The organism is Rhizobium sp. Leaf453 (assembly GCF_001425605.1).
In the GTDB taxonomy this organism is placed as follows: domain Bacteria; phylum Pseudomonadota; class Alphaproteobacteria; order Rhizobiales; family Rhizobiaceae; genus Pararhizobium.
The window spans coordinates 12657-37403 of record NZ_LMRG01000013.1; the positions used below are offsets into that span (position 1 = coordinate 12657).

At 56.0% G+C, this 24747-nt stretch carries 24 protein-coding genes and 2 pseudogenes; 6 read left to right on the forward strand and 20 right to left on the reverse strand.

The features are described from left to right. Positions 1-134 precede the first annotated feature (134 nt). Positions 135-1067, reverse strand: a complete 933-nt coding sequence (locus ASG68_RS17130) for a VOC family protein (RefSeq protein WP_062581667.1) — start codon at positions 1065-1067, stop codon at positions 135-137. Between the two features lie 120 nt (positions 1068-1187). Here ASG68_RS17130 and ASG68_RS17135 point away from each other — a divergent pair, with 120 nt between their 5' ends. Beyond that, the gene (locus tag ASG68_RS17135) at positions 1188-2087 is read left to right on the forward strand and encodes a LysR family transcriptional regulator (protein WP_062581669.1); all 900 of its coding nucleotides are present in this window, start codon (positions 1188-1190) and stop codon (positions 2085-2087) included. Positions 2088-2293: 206 nt separating this feature from the next. Here ASG68_RS17135 and ASG68_RS17140 read toward each other — a convergent pair whose 3' ends face one another. The 4 genes from ASG68_RS17140 to ASG68_RS17155 form a co-directional block, all read right to left on the reverse strand. Continuing rightward, a complete protein-coding gene (locus tag ASG68_RS17140) occupies positions 2294-2767 on the reverse strand; it encodes a DUF1348 family protein (RefSeq protein ID WP_062601938.1) in 474 nt (157 codons plus the stop codon). Next, positions 2764-3387 carry a pyridoxamine 5'-phosphate oxidase family protein gene (locus ASG68_RS17145; RefSeq protein WP_062601939.1) on the reverse strand — a complete coding sequence of 208 codons (624 nt, stop codon included), beginning with the start codon at positions 3385-3387 and terminating at the stop codon, positions 2764-2766. The genes ASG68_RS17140 and ASG68_RS17145 overlap by 4 nt, the downstream gene beginning before the upstream one ends. An 88-nt stretch (positions 3388-3475) precedes the next feature. Next, a complete protein-coding gene (locus ASG68_RS17150; protein ID WP_062581674.1) occupies positions 3476-4462 on the reverse strand; it encodes an MBL fold metallo-hydrolase in 987 nt (328 codons plus the stop codon). 120 nt (positions 4463-4582) lie between these two features. Beyond that, positions 4583-5302, reverse strand: coding sequence for an alpha/beta hydrolase (locus tag ASG68_RS17155; RefSeq protein WP_062581675.1), 720 nt, complete (start codon positions 5300-5302; stop codon positions 4583-4585). Positions 5303-5601: 299 nt separating this feature from the next. Between ASG68_RS17155 and ASG68_RS17160 the strand changes: the two genes are divergently transcribed. Together ASG68_RS17160 and ASG68_RS17165 are read left to right on the forward strand one after the other, a co-directional pair. Beyond that, positions 5602-7500, forward strand: a complete 1899-nt coding sequence (locus ASG68_RS17160; protein WP_082477956.1) for a PAS domain-containing sensor histidine kinase — start codon at positions 5602-5604, stop codon at positions 7498-7500. Then, positions 7493-8113: a response regulator transcription factor gene (locus tag ASG68_RS17165; protein WP_062581679.1), complete on the forward strand. Its 621-nt coding sequence runs from the start codon at positions 7493-7495 to the stop codon at positions 8111-8113. The genes ASG68_RS17160 and ASG68_RS17165 overlap by 8 nt, the downstream gene beginning before the upstream one ends. Positions 8114-8376: 263 nt before the next feature. On the opposite strand, the gene ASG68_RS32780 is transcribed toward ASG68_RS17165, so the two are convergent. The 8 genes and pseudogenes from ASG68_RS32780 to ASG68_RS17205 form a co-directional block, all read right to left on the reverse strand. Next, complete coding sequence (locus ASG68_RS32780; RefSeq protein WP_274534224.1) at positions 8377-8913, reverse strand: integrase core domain-containing protein; 537 nt, start codon at positions 8911-8913, stop codon at positions 8377-8379. Between the two features lie 174 nt (positions 8914-9087). Then, positions 9088-9615 (reverse strand): transposase, encoded by a 528-nt coding sequence (locus ASG68_RS32785; RefSeq protein ID WP_274534225.1) that lies wholly within the window; start codon positions 9613-9615, stop codon positions 9088-9090. A gap of 47 nt (positions 9616-9662) precedes the next feature. After that, entirely contained in the window at positions 9663-11861 is a 2199-nt protein-coding gene (gene paoC, locus ASG68_RS17180; RefSeq protein ID WP_062581680.1) for an aldehyde oxidoreductase molybdenum-binding subunit PaoC, read from the reverse strand. 3 nt (positions 11862-11864) lie between these two features. Continuing rightward, the gene (locus ASG68_RS17185; RefSeq protein ID WP_062601941.1) at positions 11865-12815 is read right to left on the reverse strand and encodes an FAD binding domain-containing protein; all 951 of its coding nucleotides are present in this window, start codon (positions 12813-12815) and stop codon (positions 11865-11867) included. Beyond that, positions 12812-13450 (reverse strand): aldehyde dehydrogenase iron-sulfur subunit PaoA, encoded by a 639-nt coding sequence (paoA, locus tag ASG68_RS17190; RefSeq protein WP_062609926.1) that lies wholly within the window; start codon positions 13448-13450, stop codon positions 12812-12814. Before paoA ends, ASG68_RS17185 begins: the two co-directional genes overlap by 4 nt. A gap of 352 nt (positions 13451-13802) precedes the next feature. Beyond that, complete coding sequence (locus ASG68_RS31455; protein ID WP_156373642.1) at positions 13803-13946, reverse strand: hypothetical protein; 144 nt, start codon at positions 13944-13946, stop codon at positions 13803-13805. Between the two features lie 601 nt (positions 13947-14547). Further along, a pseudogene (locus ASG68_RS17200) lies at positions 14548-14952 on the reverse strand (transaldolase family protein); the annotation flags it as partial. An 86-nt stretch (positions 14953-15038) separates the two neighbouring features. Beyond that, positions 15039-16418, reverse strand: a complete 1380-nt coding sequence (locus ASG68_RS17205) for an enoyl-acyl carrier protein reductase FabMG (protein ID WP_062581688.1) — start codon at positions 16416-16418, stop codon at positions 15039-15041. A gap of 820 nt (positions 16419-17238) precedes the next feature. On the opposite strand from ASG68_RS17205, the gene ASG68_RS17210 reads away from it, so the two are divergent. Continuing rightward, on the forward strand, positions 17239-17463 hold the full coding sequence (locus ASG68_RS17210; protein WP_062581689.1) for a hypothetical protein: 225 nt from the start codon (positions 17239-17241) through the stop codon (positions 17461-17463). A 113-nt stretch (positions 17464-17576) separates the two neighbouring features. On the opposite strand, the gene ASG68_RS17215 is transcribed toward ASG68_RS17210, so the two are convergent. From ASG68_RS17215 to ASG68_RS17245, 7 genes are all read right to left on the reverse strand, one after another. Continuing rightward, complete coding sequence (locus tag ASG68_RS17215) at positions 17577-18056, reverse strand: hypothetical protein (protein ID WP_062581690.1); 480 nt, start codon at positions 18054-18056, stop codon at positions 17577-17579. A 93-nt stretch (positions 18057-18149) separates the two neighbouring features. Continuing rightward, the gene (locus ASG68_RS17220; protein ID WP_244484265.1) at positions 18150-18500 is read right to left on the reverse strand and encodes a hypothetical protein; all 351 of its coding nucleotides are present in this window, start codon (positions 18498-18500) and stop codon (positions 18150-18152) included. Between the two features lie 597 nt (positions 18501-19097). Next, positions 19098-19388, reverse strand: coding sequence for a GcrA family cell cycle regulator (locus tag ASG68_RS31750; protein WP_062581692.1), 291 nt, complete (start codon positions 19386-19388; stop codon positions 19098-19100). A gap of 323 nt (positions 19389-19711) precedes the next feature. Next, positions 19712-19939, reverse strand: coding sequence for a hypothetical protein (locus ASG68_RS30715; RefSeq protein ID WP_082477959.1), 228 nt, complete (start codon positions 19937-19939; stop codon positions 19712-19714). A gap of 38 nt (positions 19940-19977) precedes the next feature. After that, positions 19978-20418, reverse strand: coding sequence for a hypothetical protein (locus ASG68_RS17235; protein ID WP_320416522.1), 441 nt, complete (start codon positions 20416-20418; stop codon positions 19978-19980). A gap of 485 nt (positions 20419-20903) precedes the next feature. Then, on the reverse strand, positions 20904-21125 hold the full coding sequence (locus tag ASG68_RS17240; RefSeq protein ID WP_062581698.1) for a hypothetical protein: 222 nt from the start codon (positions 21123-21125) through the stop codon (positions 20904-20906). Positions 21126-21166: 41 nt separating this feature from the next. After that, positions 21167-21430 (reverse strand): DUF1488 domain-containing protein, encoded by a 264-nt coding sequence (locus ASG68_RS17245; RefSeq protein WP_062581700.1) that lies wholly within the window; start codon positions 21428-21430, stop codon positions 21167-21169. Between the two features lie 1933 nt (positions 21431-23363). On the opposite strand from ASG68_RS17245, the pseudogene ASG68_RS32885 reads away from it, so the two are divergent. Beyond that, positions 23364-23645 (forward strand): annotated as a pseudogene (locus ASG68_RS32885) (SOS response-associated peptidase family protein); the annotation flags it as partial. 345 nt (positions 23646-23990) lie between these two features. Then, positions 23991-24689: a M10 family metallopeptidase C-terminal domain-containing protein gene (locus ASG68_RS32475; RefSeq protein WP_244484266.1), complete on the forward strand. Its 699-nt coding sequence runs from the start codon at positions 23991-23993 to the stop codon at positions 24687-24689. The last annotated feature ends 58 nt before the right edge of the window (positions 24690-24747 follow it).

A 24747-nucleotide genomic window follows, 5' to 3' on the forward strand; every position in this document is an offset into this window, starting at 1 on the left:
CTCCGTTTTTGATGTTGAATGCCGTTTCACGGCAGTTGGAATTCCGGAAGTTTTCTTGAATCGCCTGCCCGGTTCGGACAGCCAACTCCATTCGGCAAGATTGTTTCAGTCAGTCGATCGAATTCAGCCTGCGGCTACGCAGCAAGCGGAACCAGATTTGCTTCGATCCGGTCGCGGAAGTTTTCGTAGCGACCCGGCAGTTTCAGTGCTTCTCCGAGATGAGCAGTATCCTCATCACGATTGAAGCCAGGCGCGTTGGTGGCAATCTCGAACAGGATGCCGCCAGGAGTTCGAAAGTAGATCGCCCAGAAGTAATCCCGGTCAATGACTGGCGTGACCTGATAACCGGTCTCCATCAGCGCCCTGCGCACTTCGAGCTGTTTTTCCCGGTTCTCGACTGCAAAGGCGATGTGGTGCACCGAACCGGCACCCTGGCGGGCAAAGGGCGTTTTCGGGAGCGAAACCAGATCGATCGTGTCTGCTCCATTGCCGCCGTGAATAACTAGCCGGGTGACGTCGCCTTCCACTTCGGCGCGCTCATATCCCATGAACAGAAGAAGTTCCTCGGTTGCGGCCGTGTCGTGAAGGTTGAAGCGCGCTCCCGAGAAGCCCCGGATCGCAACATCGTCCGATACGCCCTCCCCGGCCCATGCGGCGCGCCCATCGTCGGCAGTCTCTATCAGGGCGAAACCATCGCCATCCGGGCCGATAAAGCGCAGGCGATTGACACCGAAGACTGTATGTGTCTCGACACCGCCCACGCCCTGGGCGGCGAAACGGTCCGCCCAGAAGGACAACGCACCTTTCGGAACAGAAAACTGGGTTTCTCCGACTTCGCCCACGCCGGGACGACCAAGCATCATGTTGGGAAATGGGAAGTACGTCATGACCGTACCGGGGGTACCGTTTTCGTCGCCGTAATAGAGGTGATAGACACTCGGATCATCAAAGTTGACGGTCTTCTTCACGCGCCGCAAACCGAGCGTGTCGGTGAAGAACCTGTTGATTTGCCGTGCATCCGATGCCATCGAGGTGATGTGATGCAATCCCTTGATATCCTTGATCATGGCCCGTGCCTTTCTGCGCTGGCTTTGTCCGTTCCGTTTAAAACAGATTTAACCAGGTTGATTGCCATGCGGAATTGCAATATTCCTCTCGAATGAATTGCGATTTTTGAAATAATCGAGATGAATGACTACAAAGCCCTGAAAACCTTCCTGCTGGCCGCGGAGAAGCGGAATTTCGCGCAAGTGGCGCGTGAACTCGACATGACGCCGGCGGCCGTGACCCGTTCGATCGCCGCGCTGGAGGATGATCTTGGTGTGCAATTGTTCGTGCGCACCACGCGTCAGGTGTCGCTGACGACCGACGGTGCGGTCTTCGCGGCCCAGATCCAGCCAGCGGTTCAGGCCCTTGAGACAGCGCGAAAGGATGTTCGAAACGCCCATAAAGCCGACCAGGGTCGCTTGCGCATAAGCGCGCCGACCTGGTTTGGCAAGGCGGTGCTGCCGCCGATCCTGTCCGGATTTCGAGAGCTTTACCCGAAGATGAGTTTCGAGATTTCGCTGTCGGATGGACTCGTGAATATCGTCGATGACGATTACGATCTGGCAATCCGCATTTCGGCCCAGCCATCGGACAAGTTCACGATCTGGCGCAAGATTCGTGTTGTTCCGCGCGTTCTCGTGGCGGCCCCCGGAAGCCGTTTCACGCAGATGCAGCATCCGGGCGAATTGACGTCCGACGATTGCCTGGCCTACAGCGGCGAAAGCCGGCGGGAGAACTGGGTACTCTCGGATGGAGGATCGACGATAACGATCTCGGCCGGTCGCGCGTTCAGCGCCAATAACGGCGAAGTGCTCGCCGATATGGCCGCCGACGGGGCAGGCGTTGCCATGCTGCCTGGTTTTCATATTTCGGAACATTTGAGAACGGGACGCTTGGTTCATGTGCTGCAGGGATGGGCGCCGCCTGATCTGTGGCTGACGCTCTATTATCCGCCGTATCAGGCGCTTCCGCCAAGGATTGCGTCGTTTTCGAAGTTTTTCGAAGAGCAGGTGGCGGCCCATATGGTGATGCTGGGATGAAGGAGACAGCATCGCGCAGAAGGTTGATTGGCAGGCATTCAGAGAATGCCCTTCGGCCTTGATTGTTGCCGGTGAGGCATTGTACGGATCGACAGTGGCTTAGACCTCGGTAGTCTCCTCTTCTACTGGAGATAAGCGTTGCGAAACGTGCGAATTCAAAACGGCCTGCCGCGGTCTTTGACTGATGAAGATAGAAACGAGGTTGATCAGAAATCGAGAGCGCTGAGCCCCGGGTGGTCGTCGGGCCGACGACCGAGCGGCCAGTGAAAGCGACGGTCGTCGACGCAGATCGGCAGGTCGTTGATGCAGGCGTATCTTTTATGCATCAGGCCACCATCATTGAACTCCCAGTTCTCGTTGCCAAAAGATCGAAACCAATTGCCGCTGTCGTCATGCCACTCATATGCAAACCTGACGGCAATCCTGTCGCCGCTGAACGCCCAAAGCTCCTTGATCAGACGGTAGTCGAGCTCTTGCTGCCATTTTCTGGTGAGAAAAGCGACAATAGCCTCCCGGCGGTTAACGAACTCGGCGCGGTTACGCCACTGACTATCAACCGTGTAAGCTAACGCGACCTTGCTCGGATCCCGGCTGTTCCAGGCATTTTCGGCAAGCTGCACCTTTTCGGCAGCAGTTTCTTGTGTAAACGGCGGCAGAGGCTGTCTTTGAGCGTCGTTCATAGGGATCTTCCTTCTAATCGTGCCCGCAATGCTGCATTGTCGGCTTCCAGCTGCTGCAGCCTCTGATGGAGCGGAGCAACTGCTTGCTCGACCTGCTGTTCGGTGTAGCGGGGGATGATGTGCTGGGGACAATTCCAGTCGTATGCTTCGAGCCGGAGCTTAAATATTCGCTCTGCGCGGCCCCTATACGTCGGATCGGATACAAGGTCCGTAAGCGATTGGTCGGCGTCGAGAGTCAGTCGTTCGACGTGTGCATAGACTTTGAGTCGGGTCCGTCGGACATAGTCCATTAGGAACAGACAGGCGCGGTCGTTGGATGCGAAATTCCCTGCGCTGATGTACTGGCGGTTTCCACGATAGTCGGCAAATGCCATCGTTTGACGATCAACAACCTTGAGGAATCCGATTTCCCCCCCACGATGTTGAACATACGGCCAACCTGTTTCTGAGGCGGAAGCGATATAGAAGCTGTCGCGGGTCGCGATAAAATTGATCTCGTTATCCGTTAAAGTATCCGCAGGACGATCGTGCTCGCCCATCCATATCTGGTCCACCCCCATGTCCGCCTGCGCGGCTCGGACACTTGGCGTCACTGCGACTTCCAGAAAGTGGTACGGCATACCGAGTTTCCATACTCGAGCTGGCCCGCATCAGGGACAACGCGGGCCTTGATCTATCTTCAAGTGGCCGAATACTTCGGCTGAAGCATCAGTCCTGCAAGGCCCAGTCGGCGACCTGCCAGCGCATCTGGCCACGATCGGAAACCACTCGTCCAAGACCTGGAAACGGCATGTGTGTCGCAGCGATCAGGGCACCTTCCGAGGCAGCTTGTGGGAAGAAGCGATCGCGCATCGCCTTCGCGGCAGCCTGATCCTGTTCGAACAGAAAAAAAACATCCGTTGCCGAAGGATGGACGACCGGGAAGATCATGTCGGAAACCATGATCATGCTCTTGCCGCCATCCTCGATGCGGACGCCGATATGACCTGGTGTATGGCCGGTCAGGTCGACAATCGAGACGCCGGGAACGATTTCACGCTCTCCGTCGATCGCCTGCAGTTTCGGATAGAGACGCACCACCTCTTCGGCCATCTTGAAGCTCGGCTGCAGGAAGTCAGGCGCGCCATTTCGCTTTGCTCGGTCGGTCCAATGCTTGACGTCGCGACGGTCTATAAAGACCTCGGCATGCGGGTAATTGTTCTTACCGCCGAGAACCAAACCGCCCATGTGGTCCTGGTGCATGTGGGTCACGATAACGGCATCGATCTGGCTCGGCTCAAGACCGAGGGTAGAAAGCGCCTGCGGGAGATGCCCGGTTTCCCCGATAGAACCTGCAGCGCCGGCATCGATCAGGATGCGTTGCTTGCCGTCTTCAACGAGGTATTGATTAAACAGAAAACGAACGCCGCTTGGTCTGGACGTAAACTGAGCGTTTGCAGCCTTTTCCACTTCGGGGGCCGAGCGTCCCGGAAAGTAGTTGTAGGGCATATCAGCATACCCGTCCGTCAGCGCCGTTACCGTAAAACGGCCGACATGTATCTGGGCAAACGGCGTTGTTGCGACCGGTGTGTCGGCAGCCTTGGATGTTGCAGCCTGGGCGGTGAGGTCGCCGAGCAGACTTCCGCCGAAAAGAGTTCCTCCAACAAGGCCAAGAGGTAGAGCGCTTGTGAAAGCGCGGCGTGAGAGCTGGGGCATGCAATTTTCCTCGGGTTTAGTGAGTGCTATTTGTGGCGCCTTTAAACGTGTCGGCATAAGAACGTTGCGCATGGTATCCCCCTGTCGGTGATTGATTTGGGCAGCACCTGACGCCCTGCATCAGTTTCGCTGGTACGGCTCTGCTGCTGTTCTGATAAGCGCCGCGACTTCGTCAGGGTGCGCCAGCATTACCGCATGGCTGCTGCTGACCTCAACCACCGCGGCTCCTGCGCGCGCCGCCATCGCGGTTTGCGCTTGAACGGGTATCATTCGATCTTCCGTTGCGAGCAGGTAGAAAGACGGCTTGGCTTTCCATGCTGCCGAGGTGATTTTGCCCTGGAGAGCTTCAACGCCCCACGGCCTCTGGGCGGCAGCCATGAACTGCGCTTCGGCCGGATTTATGTCGGCCGAGAATGCTGCCGCGAACTTCTGCGGATCGATCTTGATGAAGCCATCCTTCGGCGCAAGGAGTGGAGCTTTCTCCGCACCAGGGACCTCTTGCGAGGCCAGGTCGAAAACGGATTCCCCGACGTCGGGAACGAAAGCTGCCAGATAAACGAGACTGAGGATATTCTCTTCGCTCCCGGCTTCCGTAATCACTGCGCCACCATACGAATGTCCGACGAGCACAACAGGATGTTTCGCCTGGGCGATGACGCTTTTGGTGCGCGCAACATCCTGATGGAAGCCTACAGCAGAGTTCTGAACAACGAGAACCTCAAAGCCTTCCTCCGACAGGGTGTCATAAACCTTTCGCCAACCTGAGGCATCCACAAACGCACCGTGCACGAGCACAACTGAAACGGGCTCGGATAAAGGACGAGAAGTAGCTAAGGTCATTCCGCAAGCTCCCGGTTTGACTGATCTGCCCGGGAAAGCTCAATAGCGTTGAGTTTTTTGGCGCACATCCGTCCTTTTGAAGAGTGTGATGATGCGCTGCCAAGGCAGGCTCACCCCACTTCCTTGGTAGACATGTGTAGGGGTGATAAGGCTAGCTCTCAATTGAGACATTGGTCCTCTCCGACTAGACGAAGGGACTGCAAAAATAGACCAAGGTCTATCAATCTCAGCTAACGCAGCGGGGCGGAACAGCGTATTTTCAGCCCTGCATAACCGTTACCTGCTGCCGAGGGATCGACTTGGAACACCCAACACACACAGACGAGATCATTGACATGATCCCGGCAATGGCTTGGTCTACTACATCGGACGGAATGCTGGATTTCGCCAATCAGCATTTCCTCGAATATGTCGGCTTGTCGCTTGCTGACATTGCCGGCGAGAATTTTTACCGTCTCTTCCACTCTGACGATCTCAAGCATCTCGCCAATGAATGGCGAAACATCATGACTTCCAAGACTGCCAAGGAAGTCGAAGGGCGAATCAAGCGTGCGGATGGCGTGTTTCGGTGGTGCAGTCTTCGGCAAAAGCCGCGGCACGACCTGCAAGGAAATGTCGTCAGATGGTACGGCGTGGTCCTCGACATAGAGGACCGCAAGCAAGCTGAGGATGCTCTCAGAGAAACTGAGGCCGCGCTTGCAGCGAGCGAGCAGAATCTCCGGCTCATCATTGACTCACTTCCAGTTCTCGTCTGGTCGGCACGACCAGACGGAAGCGCGGACTTCGTCAACAAAAGCTGGCTGGATTATGCTGGGCTACCGGCTGAGCGGATCCTAGAGTGGGGCTTCTTGAACCTCTACCACCCCGATGACGTCCCTGAAATGGTCGATATCTGGAAGAGGGATCTAGAGATTTCGGACCATACACAGCTGAAGGGTCGCATCCGCGGTGAAGATGGCAAGTACCGCTGGTTTTATTTCTCGGGCCGGAAGCTCACTGACGCGAGAGGCGAAGAGCGCTGGTTCGGGGTAAATATCGACATTGAGGACCTTCAATTAGCAGAGAACGCGCTTCGAGAAGGTGAAGCTGCCTTGCGGGAAAGCGAAAGGCGGCTCAACCTAGTGCTGAATACGATACCGGCGATGGCTTGGTCTTGCACACCTGACGGCCGTCTTGACTACTTCAATCGCAATCTTACCGATTACGTCGGCCTGCCATTCGAAGAACTTGTCGGCTTCGGTTTCTATAAGATGTTCCACGAAGACGACACAGAAAGAATGCGGGAGACGTGGGACGAGATCATCGTTACGAAACAACCTCGCCCTGTAGACGCACGCATCAGAAGCTTCAATGGCGAATACCGGTGGTTCAACCTGCAGCAAAATCCGCTTCTGGATGCGGATGGGAATGTAGTGCGGTGGTATGGCGTTGTTGTAGACATCGAGGATCGAAAACGAGCTGAAGAATCCCTTCATCGGAGCCAGAGCGACCTCGCTCACGTCACCCGGTTAACCACAATCGGCGAATTGGCTGTCTCGATCGCCCATGAGATCAATCAGCCCCTTATGGCAATCGTGACCAATGCGGCGACCTGCCTTCGCTGGCTGCAGGACGGGCATACAGACCTTAGACACGCCCAATCAGCCGCGGAGCGAGTTGTTCACGACGGGCACCGCGCCGGCGAGATTGTCGCCAGCATTCGCGCCATGGCTCAACGATCTCCAGTGCGGATGGAGAGAACCGACGTTAACAAGGTGCTGCATGATGTCTTGTTCCTATTGCGGAAGGAGTTGCATTCACGAGGCTTGCAGGTCGCTACGGAAACGTCTCCCGATGCCCTCTTCGTTCTGGGTGATCGCACCCAGCTACAACAGGTGCTTCTCAATCTCATAATGAATAGTGCTGAAGCCATGCACTCTGACGAAGCGGCGACCGTTACTGTCAGCTGTAAGCGCAGTCAGGATCGCAATATCGAAATCAGTGTCTCCGACACGGGACGAGGGATAGCGCCAGATCAGCTCGATCATGTATTCGAAGCGTTTTACACGACGAAAGTGGATGGAATAGGGATGGGGCTTTCTATTTGCCGATCGATCGTCGAAGCGCATGGCGGTCAAATCCGGGCTACTAACAACCACGCCAAGGGCGCGTCATTTATCTTCACGTTGTCCAGCTTCGAGGAGACAGCCGTTGATTGACGACAGAAAGAACAGGCGCCCCACGGTTATAGTCATCGATGATGATCACAGTGTCCGCGAAGCTCTGAAGGGACTGTTTGAGTCTGTTGGACTGAGCGCCGAGACACACGGCTCCGTCAAGGAGTTCATCGCCGCAGACGATCCTGAAAAGGCGGGATGCATCGTCCTCGACATCCGCCTTCCCGGGCAAAGCGGACTTGAGTTCCAGGAAGCCTTGGCTCAAAGCGAACTACAAAGGTCCGTTGTCCTAATAAGCGCTCACGTCGATGTGCCCATGGCCGTGCGGGCAATGAAGGCTGGTGCCATTGACGTACTGACGAAACCAGTCCGTGAGCAGGATCTGCTGGAGGCCGTTAACCGGGCAATTGCCAATGATGCCGCTCGCCGCGAGGAAAGAACCTCAAAAGCCGCGATTCAGTTAAGATATATATCGCTCACTGCACGTGAACGTCAGATCTTGACCCACGTCGTCGCTGGCAAGCTAAACAAGCAGATTGCGGCTGAGCTAGAACTCGCGGAGCCAACGGTGAAACTTCATAGGGGTCACATGATGCGTAAGATGAAGGCGACGTCAGTCGCTGATCTGGTCAAGATCATTGGTGATCTATCTTAATGCGCTGACTCAGCCGAATTCGAGTTAAGGCGTTGGCAAGGCGCTCTTAGCGCTAAGCGATTTGGCTGTGTCCAAGGGTTTTGAGGAGATGCGAACTTGCGAGCCATGCTCGTCCAAAACAGGTAAGACCTTCGGTCTTTAAGCCGGCGGCATAGCCCCTGACCTTGCCCCTAAGTTTTATCCAGTTTTGAGTTGCTCCAGCGGTTTTTTGAAGTGCTCCCCGATTTTGGGCCAGCGGGAGCCGGAATCTTCCGGGTTAAGTCTCAGTCCGGCGGGGCTGCCGATGAGCCGTTGATGAGCGAAATCGACACCTTGTTGCTGATCGCGCTGCGTGGCCGGAACTCATTATAGTCTCTACGCCAATCCATCTTCAAGCGCGCGTCGTCAAGGCTTATGAACCACTGGGCGTTCAGGCACTCAGCCCGGATTTGCCTTTGAAACTCTCGATGTAGCTGTTGTCGGTTGGCTTGCCAGCCCGCGAGAAGTCGAGCACCACGTCCTTGTGGTAGGCCAGCCCTTAGGTCGAGGTCGCGCGAGATGAATTTGCTGCCGTTTTCGACACGGATCGACGCTGGATATCCGACTTGGCGGCATACCCGCTCAAGCGTCTGCACCCCGCCTCTTCGCCTTTGTAGCTGAAGCGGGTGTCGACTGCCGGCGAGAAGCGCGAGAAAGTATCGACGACTGTCAAAACCCTGATGTTGCGGCCTGTAGCCAACTGGTTGTGAACGAAATCCATCGCCCAGCAGCTTCGCTTTGACCCGTCGTTTGGGAACCTTGTTGCCGAGCTGGAGGTCCATCTCCTTGTAAAGGCGACAGATTCGCTTCGGATTGACAGGCCATCCGTCCCGTCTAGAAGGACATAAACAAGGCGATAGCCGTAGCGCACCCGCGTCTGGCAGATGTCCCCGATCTTCAGCCAACTCGCCCTGCTCGCCACGCCTGGACTTGTAGACATAAAGCGAAGCGACTGGTCAATCTTCAACACCGAACATCCGCGCCGGATCGAGACCTTCCAGTCCGCCTTGACCGTGTCGACAAGCTTGCGCTTGCCGGCGGGCCCAGAGCTTTTTTGACAGCACGTCCTGGAGCATGGCCTTGTCCAATGACAGGTCCGCGAGGATCCGCTTCACCTTGGCATTCTCCTCTTCGAGCTGCCGCAGACGTTTCATCTCCCAGGGCATCAGCTCCGCATATTTTTTGCGCCAGTTGTAGAAGGTCGCGTCCGAAATTCCTGCCTCGCGGCAGACTTCACCGATCGGCGTTCCGTCCTCTGCCTGTTTCAAAGCGAACGCGATCTGCGCTTCTGAAAACTTCGAGGCCTTTATGGAATTCTCCTCTTCTTCCCAACCGGAATCATAAGTGGAAATTCCAGTCCCAAGTGGCCAAATTTGACGGGGGCACGTCACCACAATAATCGAACGAACCCGCCCTGGTCCCTGCTGCAAGATGAGAGTCAGGGTGTGCGACGTAAACCGGATCGCGTGCAATTGGTTCAGCATCTATATTTGGGAACCAAGGCGGCAACCGTTTATGGCCACCACCGTGATCAGGCTACGTCGGGCAATTCGCCGATGAGCTTGTCGAGTGTGATCGGGTAGTGCCGAACGCGCACGCCAGTTGCATTGTAGATCGCGTTGGCGATCGCCGCTGAGACTCCGCAAAGGCCGAGTTCGCCCACGCCCTTCGCCTTCATAGGTGATGAGTACGGATCCGTCTCGTCCATGAAGATGACTTCTTGATGCGGTATATCGGCGTGGACGGGCACCTCGTAGCCAGCAAGATCGTGATTGACGAAGAAGCCATGACGGGTGTCGACAGCAAGCTCTTCCGAGAGAGCACCACCGACGCCCATTGTCATCGCACCGATCACCTGACTGCGGGCGGTGATCGGATTGAGGATGCGTCCGGCGGCACAGACGGCGAGCATGCGGCGGATGCGCGTCTCACCGGTTGCGATATCAACGCCAACCTCGACGAAATGTCCGCCAAAGGTGGACTGCTGGTGGGTCTTGGTGAGATCCCCCCACTCCATCGTGTCCTCTCCGACAAGACCATCGGGTCCGGCGGCTACCGCCAGACCAACGGCGCGGTTGCCCGAGCGGACTTCTTCGTTCTCGAAAATCACATCCTTTGAGTTAAAGCCGAGCTTGCTGGCCACGGCTTCACGCAGCTTGACGCAAGCCGCATAAACGCCCGAGGTGGCGGAGTTGGCGCCAAACTGACCGCCGGAGCCTGCTGAGACAGGAAAGCGAGAGTCACCGAGTTGGACAGCGACTTTATCGATACCGACGCCCATCATTTCGGCCGTGGTCTGGGCGACGATCGTGTAGCTGCCGGTCCCTATATCGGTCATATCGGTCTCAACGGTAACAATCCCCTCCTTGTCGAGTTTGACACGCGCGCCCGACGGCATAACGAGATTGTTTCGAAAGGCTGCAGCAACGCCCATGCCGATCATCAATTTGCCTTCACGACGCGAGCCTGCGCTGGCGCGTTTATCCCACCCAAACTTCTCAGCACCAAGTTTCAGACAACCGACAAGATCGCGGTGGGAGAACGGACGCTCGGGGTTCTCGGGATCGACCTGGGTGTCGTTCTTGATGCGGAACTCGATCGGGTCCATACCAAGCTTTTCCGCTATCTCATCGACCGCGATCTCAAGCGCCATCAAACCCGGAGCTTCACCGGGTGCCCGCATGGCATTGCCTTCCGGCAGATCGAGCGTCGCAAGCTTCATTGCGGTCATCCGGTTCTCACCGGCATAGAGAAGACGCGTCTGCATCACTGCTGTCTCAGGCCCTCCACCCGCCAGATCGCCCGACCAGCTTTCGTGGCCAATAGCGGTGATCCTGCCATCCCGGTCTGCACCGATCCGGATGCGCTGTATCGTAGCCGGGCGATGAGTCGTATTGTTGGAAATCATCGTGCGGGGAAGCGCCACCTTGACCGGTCGCCCGACGGTCTTGGCGGCGAATGCCGCAAGCACCGCATCAGCGCGCAGAAACAGCTTGCCGCCAAAGCCGCCACCGATGAACGGCGACATCAGATGCACCTTCTCCTTGTCGACGCCGAGCGTAGTTGCCAGATCGGTACGCCACCAGTCGATCATCTGGCTGGATGTCCAAATTGTGACCTCTTCGCCGTTCCAAGCTGCGATCGATGCATGGGGCTCCATCATCGCATGCGACTGATCAGGCGTCGTGTATTCGGCATCCAGCGTCACCTCGGCCGTTGAAAAAGCCGCCTGGAAATCTCCGGACGAGCTGTCCGGTTCTGTCGAGGGGTCGGGCGACTGGGCGGTTGCTAACTCGGCCCTGAGATCGAACGCACCCTTTTGTGGCGCGTAATCGACCTTGATCATTGCAGCGGCGGCGCGCGCCTGCTCAAACGTCTCGGCGACCACAACAGCAACGGCCTGATGATAGTGCTGGATCTCGCTACCGCCGAATAACTTGGCGGTGTTCAGCTTGCCTTTTTGCAGGTTTCCCACGTCGAGCGTGGTCACAACGGCGAGAACGCCGGGTGCTTTTTTTGCCGCCGCGCTATCGATCGCCGTGATCTGCCCTTTGGCGATGGCAGAGCCGACCGGATAGCCATAGGCATAGCGCGTGTTGGGATCGCGCCACTCATAGGCATACATGGCACGGCCCGTGGTTTTCAGCTCGCCGTCGATCCGGTGAATGGGCTTACCGACGACTTTGAGCTGGTCGATCGGATTGGTCGTTGCTGGAGTATCGAACTGCATGGCTTATCCCCTCGCCTCTGATAGGATGGCGCCAAGCGTGCGCTCCGTCAGGCTGATCTTGAACTTGTTCTGCTCGGTCGGTCGGGCATCGGCCAGGAGCGCCAGTGCCATGGCGCGAGCGCCCTTCGACAATTCCGCTTCCGCGGCTTCAACACGCCACGGCTTGGGAGCGACCCCGCCAACGGCTATCTGTCCACTGCCGTCGGGCCGGATCACGGCCGCGACAGACACCAGTGCAAATGCATAGGATGCACGGTCACGAACCTTGCGATAGATTTGCTTCCCGCCGACCGGCGCCGGCAAGACGACGCTTGTTATGAACTCACCATGTTCCAGCGCCGTCTCGATATGCGGCGTATCTCCCGGTAGACGATGAAAGTCGGCGATCGGAATTGCCCGCTTTTCGCCGTCGGGTTTAACGGTTTCCACTACTGCATCCAGTGTCCGCAACGCCACAGCCATGTCGCTCGGGTGGGTAGCGATACAGGCGTCGCTGACACCGACAACGCCAAGCTGACGAGTGAAACCGCCAATGGCGGAACAGCCACTGCCCGGCTGCCGCTTGTTGCAGCGTTGGTTCGTATCGTAGAAGTACGGACAGCGTGTCCGCTGCAGGAGATTGCCCGCGGTCGTCGCCTTGTTGCGCAACTGTCCAGATGCGCCTGCTACCAGCGCGCGCGAGAGGAGCCCGTAGTCCCGCCGAACCATTTCATCTGCCGCGAGGTCGGTGTTGCGCACCAGTGCTCCAATGCGGATGCCGCCTTCAGCTGTCTTCTCGACCGTGTCAAAACCGAGGCCATTCACATCGATCAGATGCGACGGCCGTTCGATCTCGAGCTTCATCAAGTCGAGAAGATTGGTACCGCCAGCAATGAATTTTGCCTCCGGATTCCGGGCCGCCGCTTTTGCCGCAGCCTCTACAGTGGCTGCCTTTTCATAGAAAAACGCTCTCATGCCGGAACTCCCGCGACTTCGTGGATGGCATCCAGAATGTTGGAGTAGGCCCCGCATCGACAGATGTTGCCGCTCATGCGCTCGCGAATTTCTTCCGCGGTAACGGTGGCCTGCTGCATGAGATTTTCGGTGACGTGGCTCGGGATGTTTGCCGTGATCTCCTCGAGTACCGCCACCGAGGAACAGATTTGTCCCGGCGTACAGTAGCCGCACTGAAATCCATCATGCTTAATAAAGGCGGCCTGCATCGGGTGAAGATTGCCAGGCTGCCCCAGCCCTTCGATTGTGGTGATTTTGTTGCCGTCGTGCATCACAGCAAGGGACAGACACGAGTTGATGCGGCGGCCGTCCACGATGACGGTACATGCCCCACACTGTCCGTGATCGCAGCCCTTCTTCGTCCCCGTCAAATGCAAGTGCTCGCGTAGCGCGTCGAGCAATGTGGTACGGTTATCCAGCGTCAAGCGCTGCGGGTCGCCATTGACCTTGAAAGTGACTTCCGTTGTATTTTGCAATTCTTTCCCTCTTGCGCCTGCCGCCCGGACTTCTTTTGCGACCCCTGCGACCGCTACCGTTGTGGCCGACGACGCAAGTAGTTCTCGTCGCGAAAGTTCCATCTGGATTAGCGTTGGCATCTCGATCTCCTGGCTAATAACTGGCCACGCGAGGCGCGGAGCCCCGATGTCGCCTTTCTAATTGGAGCCGCGGGTGAGCAGTATTACCCGTTCCAATCCGTATGCGCAGTTTGCAGAGCACATGAATGACCTTTGTCGTGCGGCTTATTCAACAAAAGCTTTGAGCCGCCAGCTTGTTCCAGCTGATCAGTGCATCTGCGCCAAATGAGGTTTATCCTGCACGGGCACCACAGCTAAGCAGCCAGCTGTCACGTAAGCCCGTAATGTCCCTTGTCTACCTCTGCATACGGAAGGAACTCTGAAATCTTGTCTTGATGCATGAACGCGCATGCTCTTGAGCGGATACGAACCTTCAACCTGCAAAGTCAAACCAATAAGCTGTTGAGTTGGCAATAAATCCGACTAGCTCCCGATGCCCGGCAATTCCGAACAACACTGCTTCGTCTGCCGCAGCAATCTGCACACGGTTTAGCAGCAGGTCGGCAAAAAAATCCATTTCCGTATCTCAATTTCCCACAACGATGTCGGCGCGGGCGGAGCGAGTGAGAACGCGGTCAACATTTTGCATGTCATTGTCGGTCACCCGTTGCCTCGCCTTGGCAACGTCAGTATCGAGGTAAACCCACCGCGCCACAGTCTCCTCTGCAGTTCGTCTGAACTCACATCGAGGAGCATCCTGTCATCAAAAACGTTGAACAGTTAAGACCAAGGCTCTTCACCTAAAAGAAGATAATTCCCTTCGACGATGACGAATTTCGCCGTTTCCGCGATCGTAGCGGCGCCTGCTCGCGCAAGATCGAGAGACCGGTCGAAAATCGGCACAGTCACGGCGCCGTTTCCAGATTGAATGCCCCTTAGCATTATCTTAAAGCCCGCAAGATCGAACGTTTCGGGCGATCCTTTTCGACTTCGCAAATGCAAGGCATCCCATCTGGAAGACAGCGGCATCGCCCATGGGTAAAGCTGCGCAAAGTGCCTGCGAGAACGTGGACTTGCCGGCCCCGGGTGGGCCGGCGACGGCCACCAGATAGCGCTGTTTCAAAGTACCTCTGAGAAGGAGGTCAGAGGCGATATATTCTATTCCGGTCATAGGGTCCTCAGGCGATCTTCTGGCCGGTCTTCGCCCAATCGGCGAGGAAGGTGGCGAGGTCGGCATCGGTCAGCGGGTGCTTGACGAGCGCCTTCAGCGTGGCCGGCGGGGCGGTGACGACGTCGGCGCCGATCAGGGCTGCTTCCTTGATGTGGTTGACCGTGCGGGCCGAAGCCGCCAGGATTTCGGTCTCGAAGCCGTAATTGTCGAAGATCTGGCGAATGTCGCGGATCAGGTCCATGCCGTTGATGGCGATATCGTCGAGGCGGCCGATGAAGGGCGAGACGAAGGTCGCGCCGGCCTTGGCGGCGAGCAGGGCCTGGTTGGCCGAGAAGCACAGCGTCACATTGGTCTTGTGGCCGTCCGAGGTCAGGTTCTTGCAGGCCTTGAGGCCATCGAGCGTCAGCGGCACCCAATAATGCGCTTTAATGCACGCTTACGACATGATCTTCGGCGCATGTCCAGCGCACAAAGCTTCGACGATTAGCTGGCAAGCTGTTACGCCATTTCATGGCGCGATGGCTCCGTCCCCTGCCGGATCGCCGACGCGGGAACGTAAGAACGCGGGTGGGATGCATTCAGTTGCCGAGCAACGATATCATGGTTGAGCCACTGCACCGGACCGGAAGGATCGGAGGTCTCGCCGAATATAATCTGCCCAGTCGCCTCTACAACAAGCCCGCTCAGGAGATCGCTGATCATCACCTTGTTGTCCCTGTGCATCTGGGTGATTTCGTTTGATGTTCCGATCGTCAGATCGGCTTGGGCCTGGCTGTTCGCCATTGGCCAGGCCGAGAAGTCGTAGAACGGACGCATGACTTCGCTGGCCTGCATGTCGGTGATCTTGCGCAACACATCCGTCATCGTCAGGCCATCTGCCAGCAGTGCCTGACAAGCCTGCCACTGCTCGTCTGCCCATTGGCCACCGTTTTCCTTCTTCAACGCGAGCAGAAGCGGGATCAGGGGCAGCTCTATGCCCGTGAACACGTCGGAAGAATTGGTCCGGATCTCAGGGCAATTGTATACGGTTGCCTTTACGCCCGCAGCCCAAGCCTGCTCAGCGATCCTCTCAAGCCGCATCTTGGCAAAACCCTGGGTGTAGTTGGTGTAGGTCTGCCAACGGTAGCCTCCATCAATCAGGATTGCCGACCCATGGTAGCCATAGGCCGTGTAACGGACCTGACCGCCCGACGCTTCAACCCGCTCACGAATCGCCGCGCTGAAATGGAGGAGATGACCGAAGGTGTTCGCCGAGACGTCATCAAAGTTCTGCAGGATGAGCTTGCCCATGTCGCTGTCGAGCAGTGTTTGCGACGACATGTGGCGGGTTCCGGTTCCCTTGTATATCCGATTGGCGACGACCAGGAATACCTTGGCCTTCGCAATCCCCCCGGCCATTGTGTGGGCAAAGAAAACATTGCGACCGGCGGGGATCATTCGGTCGAGAATGGCCATGACCTGCGAAAGGGCTTCTGAAAAACGCGCTGTGGCGATGGCACGGCATTGCTCGATGTAGCCCCAGTCGAGCCTGTCGTGTTGCCAGCTTTCAAGCGTCATCTTTGCCAAGAGATCTGTTGGAGTGGGACCTCCCGCAGGCGCATCGAGATCGAAACCGGCCATGAGGGGAATATTGATGATCCTGCCGCCAAGCCGATCTTCGGCGGCAGCCAGTTCGTCGGCATTCAGCGGCCGCAAGACATTACCTTCATCGCGCCGTCCCACGGTGATACCTACGATCTCCATTCCGACGCGTCTGGCCTCGTCGAGGAGGCCGGTGGCATATCCGCGACCGAACAATTCGCCGAAGAGAACGAATACGTCCCCCTTGCGGAAGATCGTGTTCTCGGAAAGGCGTTTCAGAGGAATCGGATTTTCCATGGTGCCAGCTCTTGATTCGCGACCTCGAGCGATGGCTCGGATGTGCTTTGACCATGACATGCCCGCACTTGCACACAATGGGAACTCATTTTCGGTGACGGATCATGTCAAAGCGTGAAGTCGCTTTCTCGGGATTCAAGCTTTTCGGATACGGTGCGGATGACTTATTACTATGCCTCAATCGACGATTTGCCGATCTAGACGGAAAATTGGACGTCTCGTTGGCCGGTGGCCGCGGCACTGACGACCACCCCTTATTAGGCAAGTAGCCATTTTGGGGTTCCTTGATGAGATCACAGCCGAAGGGCTCTCGTGGGAACGTCGGTAGCCCTCTCACGCAAGGAGTGCCATAATTGATTGTCGAAAGTTCAAAAATAATAATATCGGACCGTAGTAACATTATCACCATAACCACAAGTCAGCATGCTATCATTCATCGGGTAGTCGAAAATAATATTTGCTGCGTCGCCGGAGAAAAATACTCAAAAAGACCGATAGGCACTTGATCATGATAACTGATCTCGCTCAAATCTGTTTCTTTCTAAAATCTAATCATATCATTTCAATATTCGGAAAATATCATCTCTTTCCGATCACGTCTAAAGGCGCACGGAATTTCCGGACACGAAGCCACGGAGCAAAAAATGATCAGATTTCGTCCTAAGACCGAAGAAGAGCTTAAGGAGGCACTAGCCGCGCCACCCTGCACTCCAGCACCAACGGCGGCTGCAGAAACCAAGAAGGTTTCAAGCAGCTCGAAACCATAATGGGCTTTTCGCAACCGAACTTGCCGACCGCTGCAACTCAAGAGGAAAAATCAATGAACATTGACTTCGATATCTCAGGTCGCTTTGTACGAGAGATCAAGGCTGTCCTTCATTCAGTCGGGATCAATGAAGGCGACGCTTACGACGCCGTTCCATTCAGCCCTGCAAGCCGCGCCAGCGGACATCATACCTTTGCGTTTCACAATAAGCAGGCAGCGCTGGATGCAACAGCAGCGTGGCAGGCGCACGTCAAGCAGCGAACCCTCGCGCATCGCTAAGGCATGAGAGTAGTAAGTTGGGGCGGCAAGTCGACAGGGTTTGGCTTTGTGCTGGAAATGGCGGCCACCGTTGGCCGCCCATGACCCGGTCAAGGAGCCTTGGCCAGGATTTCCTATTTTGGAAAATCTCTGGTGAAAGCGTCGAGTACGTCGATGAGCACCTCGTTCACCTTTTCCAAGGTGAAGTCATTCAGACCAATCACGTTGTGTCCAACCGAAACACTTTGTGCAGACGAAAGCCGATAGTGTTGGAACTGAATGTGATCGTCGGTCAGGCTCACCGCGCTTCGGATCGACCGCCCGGAAACCTCGCTTGCGAGTTCCATTTCAACCCTTGCCGATGTCCCCGGCGCCGGCTCGGTCAGGCGCATTTTCGGCATGTCGGCCATCTGAAGCTTTTGATTGAGAGTCTCGATCGCGCTCTCGATCTTTGGCCGGAAGGTGTTGATCCAGCTCGTCTCCACCCACTGCCTTCTCTCCGCCTTTTTAGACTTGGTTACGTCAGCCTCATGCTGCTTCCGCTTTGCTTCGCCCTCAATACGGCACCCCAAAGCAAGAAGCTTGTTGAGGCGTTCATCAATTGATTTTGACACAGATCATCCTTTGACATGACGCTTAAGCGCGGTGCGCGCTCGTCGGTGCGGCCCTGCGGCAACGGCCGGGAGACGGCCGCCGCCGCTTCCGCGTCAAAGTGTTTTGCCTATTTCCAATTGGCACGATTTTGCCAGTTCAATATTCGGTTTGTCAGCTCCGAGAGGCGTCGCCCAGCCGGCCTTTTCAACGATCCCACTTCGGGCATAGTTGCCGGCCGCTTTGAATTCGGTCAGCACCGCGGCGGCCAGCGGATCCGCCTTGGATTTTTCAAGGCAGTAGGGCGTCAATGCCGTCGCGACACCGAGGGATGTCTCGAATGCCGAATTCTTACGCGAAGTGCCGCTAGTGACCCAGCCACCCCAAGTAAAACCGACCACTGCCATTGCAAGTGCACCGACGACCGCACCGTTCAGTGCAGGTTTCGTCCAGATGGGAATATTCAAGGGTCTATCCAATTCAAGGATGGCGGTCTTGGCAAGGTTGCCTACCGGAGGTTCATTAGTATCATAACAGCACGATTTCCTCGCATGAATTCGCGCGCCTCCAGACATTTGCATATGCAATCTGGAACGACGTGGAAATTGACCACCAGGAAATGGTTGTGAGATGCAAAAGGCACCGTACTACGGCCCTGCGTTTGAACGCGGGATGGTCTGCCCTCACACTGTGGGCTCGCTGTTCGCGCTTCCGGACTTGCCGCTGAATTGAATAACCACCGACCCGGTCATTGTGGTCTTCCCAGCGTCGAGCAACCGATGGATTTATGAGTCTAGCCTGGGTCTCATCCCCGTGGGTGATGAGAATTCCCTCCAGTTGCGTGCTACGATTGAGCAAGTTCGCCCGCAGTGAATCCGGGGGACGGACCAATGCATCGGGCACTGCTTTTTGGCTGCAATGGTTTTACAGTCATGGTTGAGACGTCGCGGACTTTCCAATGTCCCCACATCGCTGGTGATGGCAGCGGACGGGTCAGCAGGTATCAGCGACGAGGAATACGAATGCCACGACGATTACTGCGTTCAAGGACCCCTGTATCTCCCTTAACCCCGTGCCAACCCCGGACGGCGATACGCGTTTTTCGACGGGGTCGCTACAGCCTTCTGGTGATGGTGGGCGCAATAGGACGACGTTTCATCCACCGGCAGGCAACAAAACAGAAAGTGGCCGATTTGCGCGCGATCCTCGGAGACGGGCCATTTGCACTGATGCGGGCGCATTTGGGTCAGCGAACGCAGCCGATTCTTGTTCTGGGTCGGCTCGTCCATCTGTGCGCGGCCCTTGTCCCTTACTGCCGCCTCGTACGTACGCGCTGTTGCAGCATATTTGAGCATTGACTGAACTCCTATCGAGCTAATGGAGGACGCTTCCGCCCATCTGGGCACACATCTGGCGAAATATCGCTGCCACGTGGGCGCGCAGGACGCAAAAAATGCAGCGGACGGCAGGCCGGACGGCTCGCCATTTGCCGCGCGGCCCCTCGTGCGTAGCAGTTGGCTCATCGATATCGTCGTCGCCCTGGCACATGAGCGGTCACTGTGGCTCAGACAGGAAGCGCGCCAAGACTTCCTTTTCTCCCGCAGTTCCAAGATCGTAAGGCAGAACTTGCTGATACCAACAAGTTTTCCGTGCCGTAACCAGTGCGTCAAACCGCAAACTATGGCTGACCGAATGCGTGCCTGGGTCTCGGCCCCGGTGGGTTGATACCATCCGCCGCCTGTATAACGCCATTCATGAAACGGCTGAGGATGGAGATGGATTGGCCGGCTAAGGGGCCGCTTAACGGCACCATTCTGCCGGTGACATAACCGGCTCGGCGCAGCATCTGATTGAGGATTCGGTTGCTGGCAGGGTTGAACTCGGTATTTCTAACGATATAGGACATGGGCTCTCCTCATTGACCATTGGACGTTGGCGCCCAGTTCAAGTAATTGTCGGCTTGTCACAATGTGCAGAGAGATTTGCCAGTTCACCGTCTCGCTCCAGCGCGTGGGTAATTTCCTCATGCGAAACTTGAAGTAATTGCCGCTTCCCAGTTGTGACCGTGACCGCTGGAATTTCGATGTACGTAGCAACTCTCCTGTATGCTGCGAAGCTCAAGCCATCGATAGGCTCCTCATCCACGACCACTCGATAGGTTCCTGCCTTTTGCTGTACCATCAGCGATTCCAAGGTGAACGGTTGGATGAAGGTAATTTCAGACTCGCTTGTTCTCATCGGAAAATACCTCGAGAGTGTTTCGCTCACTTTTTGATCGGCCAGCTGGCGGGAAATGTCGTTGCAGGTCGCAGCCGACGTCGCGGTACAATAGAATGCTTTTCGCACTCTCGCGGACATCCAGTTACGCAAGGTAAGGTTCACCATACCAAACCCTGCATCATGATGTACGAAACCATGGCCACTCCCGTGACCACGGCGCATTGGAAGCCGAGCGTGCACAAATAGTTTCGATTGTGTCGGTGATAAGAAAGCGAGGACATTGTGTCCTCCTTCGGTTTTGGGGCCAGGGTAGCAAGCCCTCAAACAGCAGCGCCCGTTACGTAGGCTGCCGAAGATTTCATCGTGCGCGTTCAGCCACCCTTTAGCAAGAAATCAATTAAGGTCATTTCGAGCATGCTGCGCATTAAATACCTGGTTCCATTCCACATTCTACGATTCAGGTGCGATCCTTGCAGTTTCGCGCTGCCCAAGTTTGACAACGGAGATCCCCCGGTCTGTCGGTCAGGAACAGACCGGGGCAAACATCATAAAATACGGCCTTAAAAGCAGTTGCATTCAAAATGCGGGACCTTTGAATGTCTCTTCATTATCACGCTTATGCTCGGAATCTTAATCGAGTCGCGTTACGGTCAAGATCGAAAGATTTTGTCGATCGCGAAGATAATTCTGTCGCCGTCTCTCAACTCAAAGCTCTTGTTTTCATGGGCACCAGCCATGATTATTCCAGCACGTTGATGATCGTAGTCACACGCGGTCATCAACGCTTCGTTCAAATCCAGTTCAGTCAAGGCTGCGGTGCTTACTGCCTTTCCGTTTTCGAATCTTGTCAGACGGAAATTTGCGGGCAGCATGCAAACTCTCCCATGGGAAATGCCGAACCAATACCCTTAGATCAGAAGTCCGAACGGCCTATCGTGATGGATGCTCGCGCGTTCTTTTTGTACAGGCGTGCTGCCACGACGTGGATTTTGTCGAGCATCCGATCGAATGCCACCAGAAGCTCGCGCTCATCGGTGACCTGATGTGGTAACCCGCGAATGATCACGTCGGCGTCGACGAAGAATTTGACCTCGAACATGCCGTCGTGGCCGAGGAAGCGGATGCGGCTTTTCGCATCGTCATAGCTTCGAGCTGCATTCGGAAACATCAAACTCATATGCTCCGCCCTCACATCAAAGTAAGAAAGGCGCAGAGGATAAGCACAGCAGGAACACCCTGAAGCAGCAGGAAAGAAATTGCCTTGTTTAGGATAATAGCGGAAGACATAACGTCCTCCTTTTATTGAGGCTAGGGTGTTAAACCCTCAAGCGGCAGCGCCCGCATCCAATGCTGCCGAAGCATTCTTCTTGCGCCTTTCTCCGTGGATACGCAAGTCAGAATCGGAGAAACAGTTTCAGTTGGGTTGAGAGGCAGCGGAACGCGTCTTGGAATAGCAGCGCTCATTGGCTCGGATTGCGTCGTCTGCCCCCTCTATGCGGAAATTACTTCCGCCGAGAGGGGTGCCAAGGGCATCTCATCCGCGAAACGTGTAGACGTTTAGTTGAGAGTATCACTAGGGCTACAAGCCCGCCCCAGACCCTGCGAGATCGATTGCCAGTAGTCTTTGGGTGCGAAGACGCCGTTCGTGCTTTCGATCTCAAGCGCCGGGTTTGGCACAGTCAGCTTTCGGATTACGACGTTGAGGTCGTTGAACATTATATGCGCGTTCTGGACGTGTACATAATCAGGCTTGATCTCGGCGCGCTTCGCCAACCTCAACCCAGCTCAGGTCTATGTGGCCCGGCTGTGGCGAGTATCGAGCGATATCACAGGAAGTTATCACACTCACCTTCCGACGTTAGTCGATCGGCTTACCACTGCGGCCTTGGTGCGGGCGCCGGCCCAACCCCGGTAGGATCGGCTTGGTTCGGTTCGCGACTGGACCTCTCGAATGAATTCCTGTGGGCGCGTGAAAAAACTGTGTCCTTCGGAACAGCGACTTCGAGTTGGCGGCTTTTCAGTGCCCTCTCACGTCGATCCCGACGTCGCGCAACCGCTGAAACTGATCCTCCTTATGATGATCAGGTCGGACGTGATAAGCTCGCTGGCCACAATTGATACCGTCACAGACGATCAATGGAAGCAAAGTGTCGTATTCTTCAGCCGCGGAGTTGAAGAACGCACAGACATGCCGATCCTCTCGCAGCATAGTTCCGGCGAACGGAATGGGCTGTGTGGTCGATTTCATCTTGGTCTCCCCGATTTATCTTCCATTGAAATGCGGCTTAGGAGCAGATCCTTAATTGTTCCAAGCTGTCAGCGATCTGGGCGAAATCCCTTAATCTACCGACCTGATTATCTCCCTAATGCTGACAGACGTCAGTGCAGCCCTGAATTTCAGTGGTATGCAACAAGGCTCATGTCCTTCACGTTGTGGCGATAGTGTGTGAAGATCTCTTTCCGGGTCCGGCCCGAAACGGCAACCCGACAGCACGTGTCGCGACATGCGTTGATCAGTCGAGCCTTCTCGAAAACACCATGCAGGGATCGAGCGCGCTCGGCGTGATCCGTACGGCTCTTTGGCCGCGCCGGAAGAATCGTCCGATGTGTCGGACCGGCCACAGGGTACCGGTTGTCCTAGATCGAGTGTCAGCGTGCGGAGAAGCAGCGTCGCCTGCTGACGGCGGACGTCGAAGTTGCCAAACACGACTGAGCGTCAGCACAGTTTTGCCCGATTCTCACGGAGATACTCCGTGAAGAATCCTAAATGATCAGGTTTGACGATGTGCAGCGAATACGAACAACGCATCTGCTATGCCGAATACAGCAATGTAATGCTAGATCTGGCGCTTGGGATCCCGACACAACAATCGGAACTGGACTTGGCGCCGCATGCCTTAATTAAGATTGGCGATATGGCTCCCGTAATACGCTGTGTGGGCGACAATACTGTCGAGCTAGCACAGATGAAGTTCGGCTTTCCGCCGGCCAGAAAGCACGGTCCGGTATTTAACATTCGATCGCAAGGAAAAAGTTTCAGCGATTGTCACCGGTGTCTCGTTCCGGCTAGCGCATTCTTGTAGTCTACCGGAAGAAAGCATTCGAAGGGCAAATATCGCTTTGAGCTCGTTGACGCGCCATTTATGGCGATCGCCGCGATCTGGCGGCGCGGCCGGAAAAGCCAGCCTTCGGCGTTCGCGATGTTAACTACATACCCCGGGTTTGATGTGGAGCCTTTCCATAATCGACAAGTCGTGGTCCTGCGACCGAGTGATTGGAAGGCATGGCTTGATCTTGAAAGGTCCCCGGCTGAGTTATTGCAACCGTTGCCGCGGGGCGCGCTGAAGGCGGAGGAAGCCAGGCCGTCCGAGTTTGGGATGGGACGGAGGTAGCTGCTTGTGCGAAAAGCGATAGCTGACGCCCCGGATCGCCTTGATGGCGCAAGTCGCGACGTCGAGTTCTGCAAGCCTGCCGGGTAACCGGCTGAGTGTCGGGTCGGACGTGGGTGCCGTTCGACCTGGAAATCCTGCGTTCCAAAATAATGTTTTATCATCGAGGGCATATTGCCAACCAGTGGACTGTGCACGCCCACTGATTGTAAGTAACTACTCTTGAACAATAGCACTCATAGTCACCAATGCGGCGGCTGTTATCCCAACAAACGCGTACACCTTCTGCCCGAATGTTAAGACGATACGCTTGACGTTGACTTGCTTTCCCTGCCAATAAAATCCGCCGTGCTTGTCGATGCCCAGGCAATCCAGTTCATCAATCCCGATTTTTCGGACGCCCTTAGGCCAATCGTTGACGTCCGGCCGTTGCCGGGACACTTCTTCCATTCCGTGTCGTTCGTGGACGAGCCCTCCTACATGGGTACCTTCTCCAGCGCCCGACGACATGTCACCCATAGCATTCGCGACGACGCAGAGTGCGATGATGAAGAAGCGGGCTGCCCGCTACATGATCAGCAGCGCCTGTCCGCTGTGCGAGGGCAAGCGGCTGCGCGAGGAGTCGCTATCGGTGACGTTCGAGGGCCTCGACCATGCCGAAATGAACAGACTGCCGATGGCGAAGTTCTCCGACATCTTCGCGCTGGCCACGACTCTTTTAATGGCGGCGCGGGATTAGACACGTTCACATATCGTAGTATCTCGGATTCGACTTACTCGTCTACAGGGTGCGATACGATCTACGACTTCTCCAGCCAAGACAAAATCGATCTTGCACACATCGACGCCAATCAAAAGGTCAGCGCCAATCAGGCCTTCACCTATATCGGCAAGGCGGCCTTCCACCGCGCCGCCGGCGAGCTTCGTTTCGAAAAGCAGGCATCGGATACCGACATCTACGGCGATGTGAATGGCGACAAGAAAGCCGACTTCGCCATCCACCTCGACGATGCAGTGGATATCTACAAGGCGTTCTTCATACTTTAGCGCACGGCCGCCGTGCGTATCTCCGGCCGGCGGGTTTTCTCATGGAACAAAATCTCGC

Bases quoted from the DNA above. Each gene is read 5' to 3' on its own strand.
- ASG68_RS30715 (WP_082477959.1), bottom strand. From the start codon at position 19,939: ATGTCCTATATCGTTAGAAATACCGAGTTCAACCCTGCCAGCAACCGA.
- paoC (WP_062581680.1), bottom strand. From the start codon at position 11,861: ATGCAGTTCGATACTCCAGCAACGACCAATCCGATCGACCAGCTCAAA.
- ASG68_RS17245 (WP_062581700.1), bottom strand. From the start codon at position 21,430: ATGAGTTTGATGTTTCCGAATGCAGCTCGAAGCTATGACGATGCGAAA.
- ASG68_RS17155 (WP_062581675.1), bottom strand. From the start codon at position 5,302: ATGACCTTAGCTACTTCTCGTCCTTTATCCGAGCCCGTTTCAGTTGTG.
- ASG68_RS17150 (WP_062581674.1), bottom strand. From the start codon at position 4,462: ATGCCCCAGCTCTCACGCCGCGCTTTCACAAGCGCTCTACCTCTTGGC.
- ASG68_RS17140 (WP_062601938.1), bottom strand. From the start codon at position 2,767: ATGAACGACGCTCAAAGACAGCCTCTGCCGCCGTTTACACAAGAAACT.
- ASG68_RS17130 (WP_062581667.1), bottom strand. From the start codon at position 1,067: ATGATCAAGGATATCAAGGGATTGCATCACATCACCTCGATGGCATCG.
- ASG68_RS31750 (WP_062581692.1), bottom strand. From the start codon at position 19,388: ATGCTCAAATATGCTGCAACAGCGCGTACGTACGAGGCGGCAGTAAGG.
- ASG68_RS17205 (WP_062581688.1), bottom strand. From the start codon at position 16,418: ATGGAAAATCCGATTCCTCTGAAACGCCTTTCCGAGAACACGATCTTC.
- ASG68_RS17185 (WP_062601941.1), bottom strand. From the start codon at position 12,815: ATGAGAGCGTTTTTCTATGAAAAGGCAGCCACTGTAGAGGCTGCGGCA.
- paoA (WP_062609926.1), bottom strand. From the start codon at position 13,450: ATGCCAACGCTAATCCAGATGGAACTTTCGCGACGAGAACTACTTGCG.
- ASG68_RS32785 (WP_274534225.1), bottom strand. From the start codon at position 9,615: ATGCTGAACCAATTGCACGCGATCCGGTTTACGTCGCACACCCTGACT.
- ASG68_RS17240 (WP_062581698.1), bottom strand. From the start codon at position 21,125: ATGCTGCCCGCAAATTTCCGTCTGACAAGATTCGAAAACGGAAAGGCA.
- ASG68_RS17135 (WP_062581669.1), top strand. From the start codon at position 1,188: ATGAATGACTACAAAGCCCTGAAAACCTTCCTGCTGGCCGCGGAGAAG.
- ASG68_RS17210 (WP_062581689.1), top strand. From the start codon at position 17,239: ATGAACATTGACTTCGATATCTCAGGTCGCTTTGTACGAGAGATCAAG.
- ASG68_RS31455 (WP_156373642.1), bottom strand. From the start codon at position 13,946: ATGGATTTTTTTGCCGACCTGCTGCTAAACCGTGTGCAGATTGCTGCG.
- ASG68_RS17145 (WP_062601939.1), bottom strand. From the start codon at position 3,387: ATGCCGTACCACTTTCTGGAAGTCGCAGTGACGCCAAGTGTCCGAGCC.
- ASG68_RS32780 (WP_274534224.1), bottom strand. From the start codon at position 8,913: ATGGACCTCCAGCTCGGCAACAAGGTTCCCAAACGACGGGTCAAAGCG.
- ASG68_RS17235 (WP_320416522.1), bottom strand. From the start codon at position 20,418: ATGGTGAACCTTACCTTGCGTAACTGGATGTCCGCGAGAGTGCGAAAA.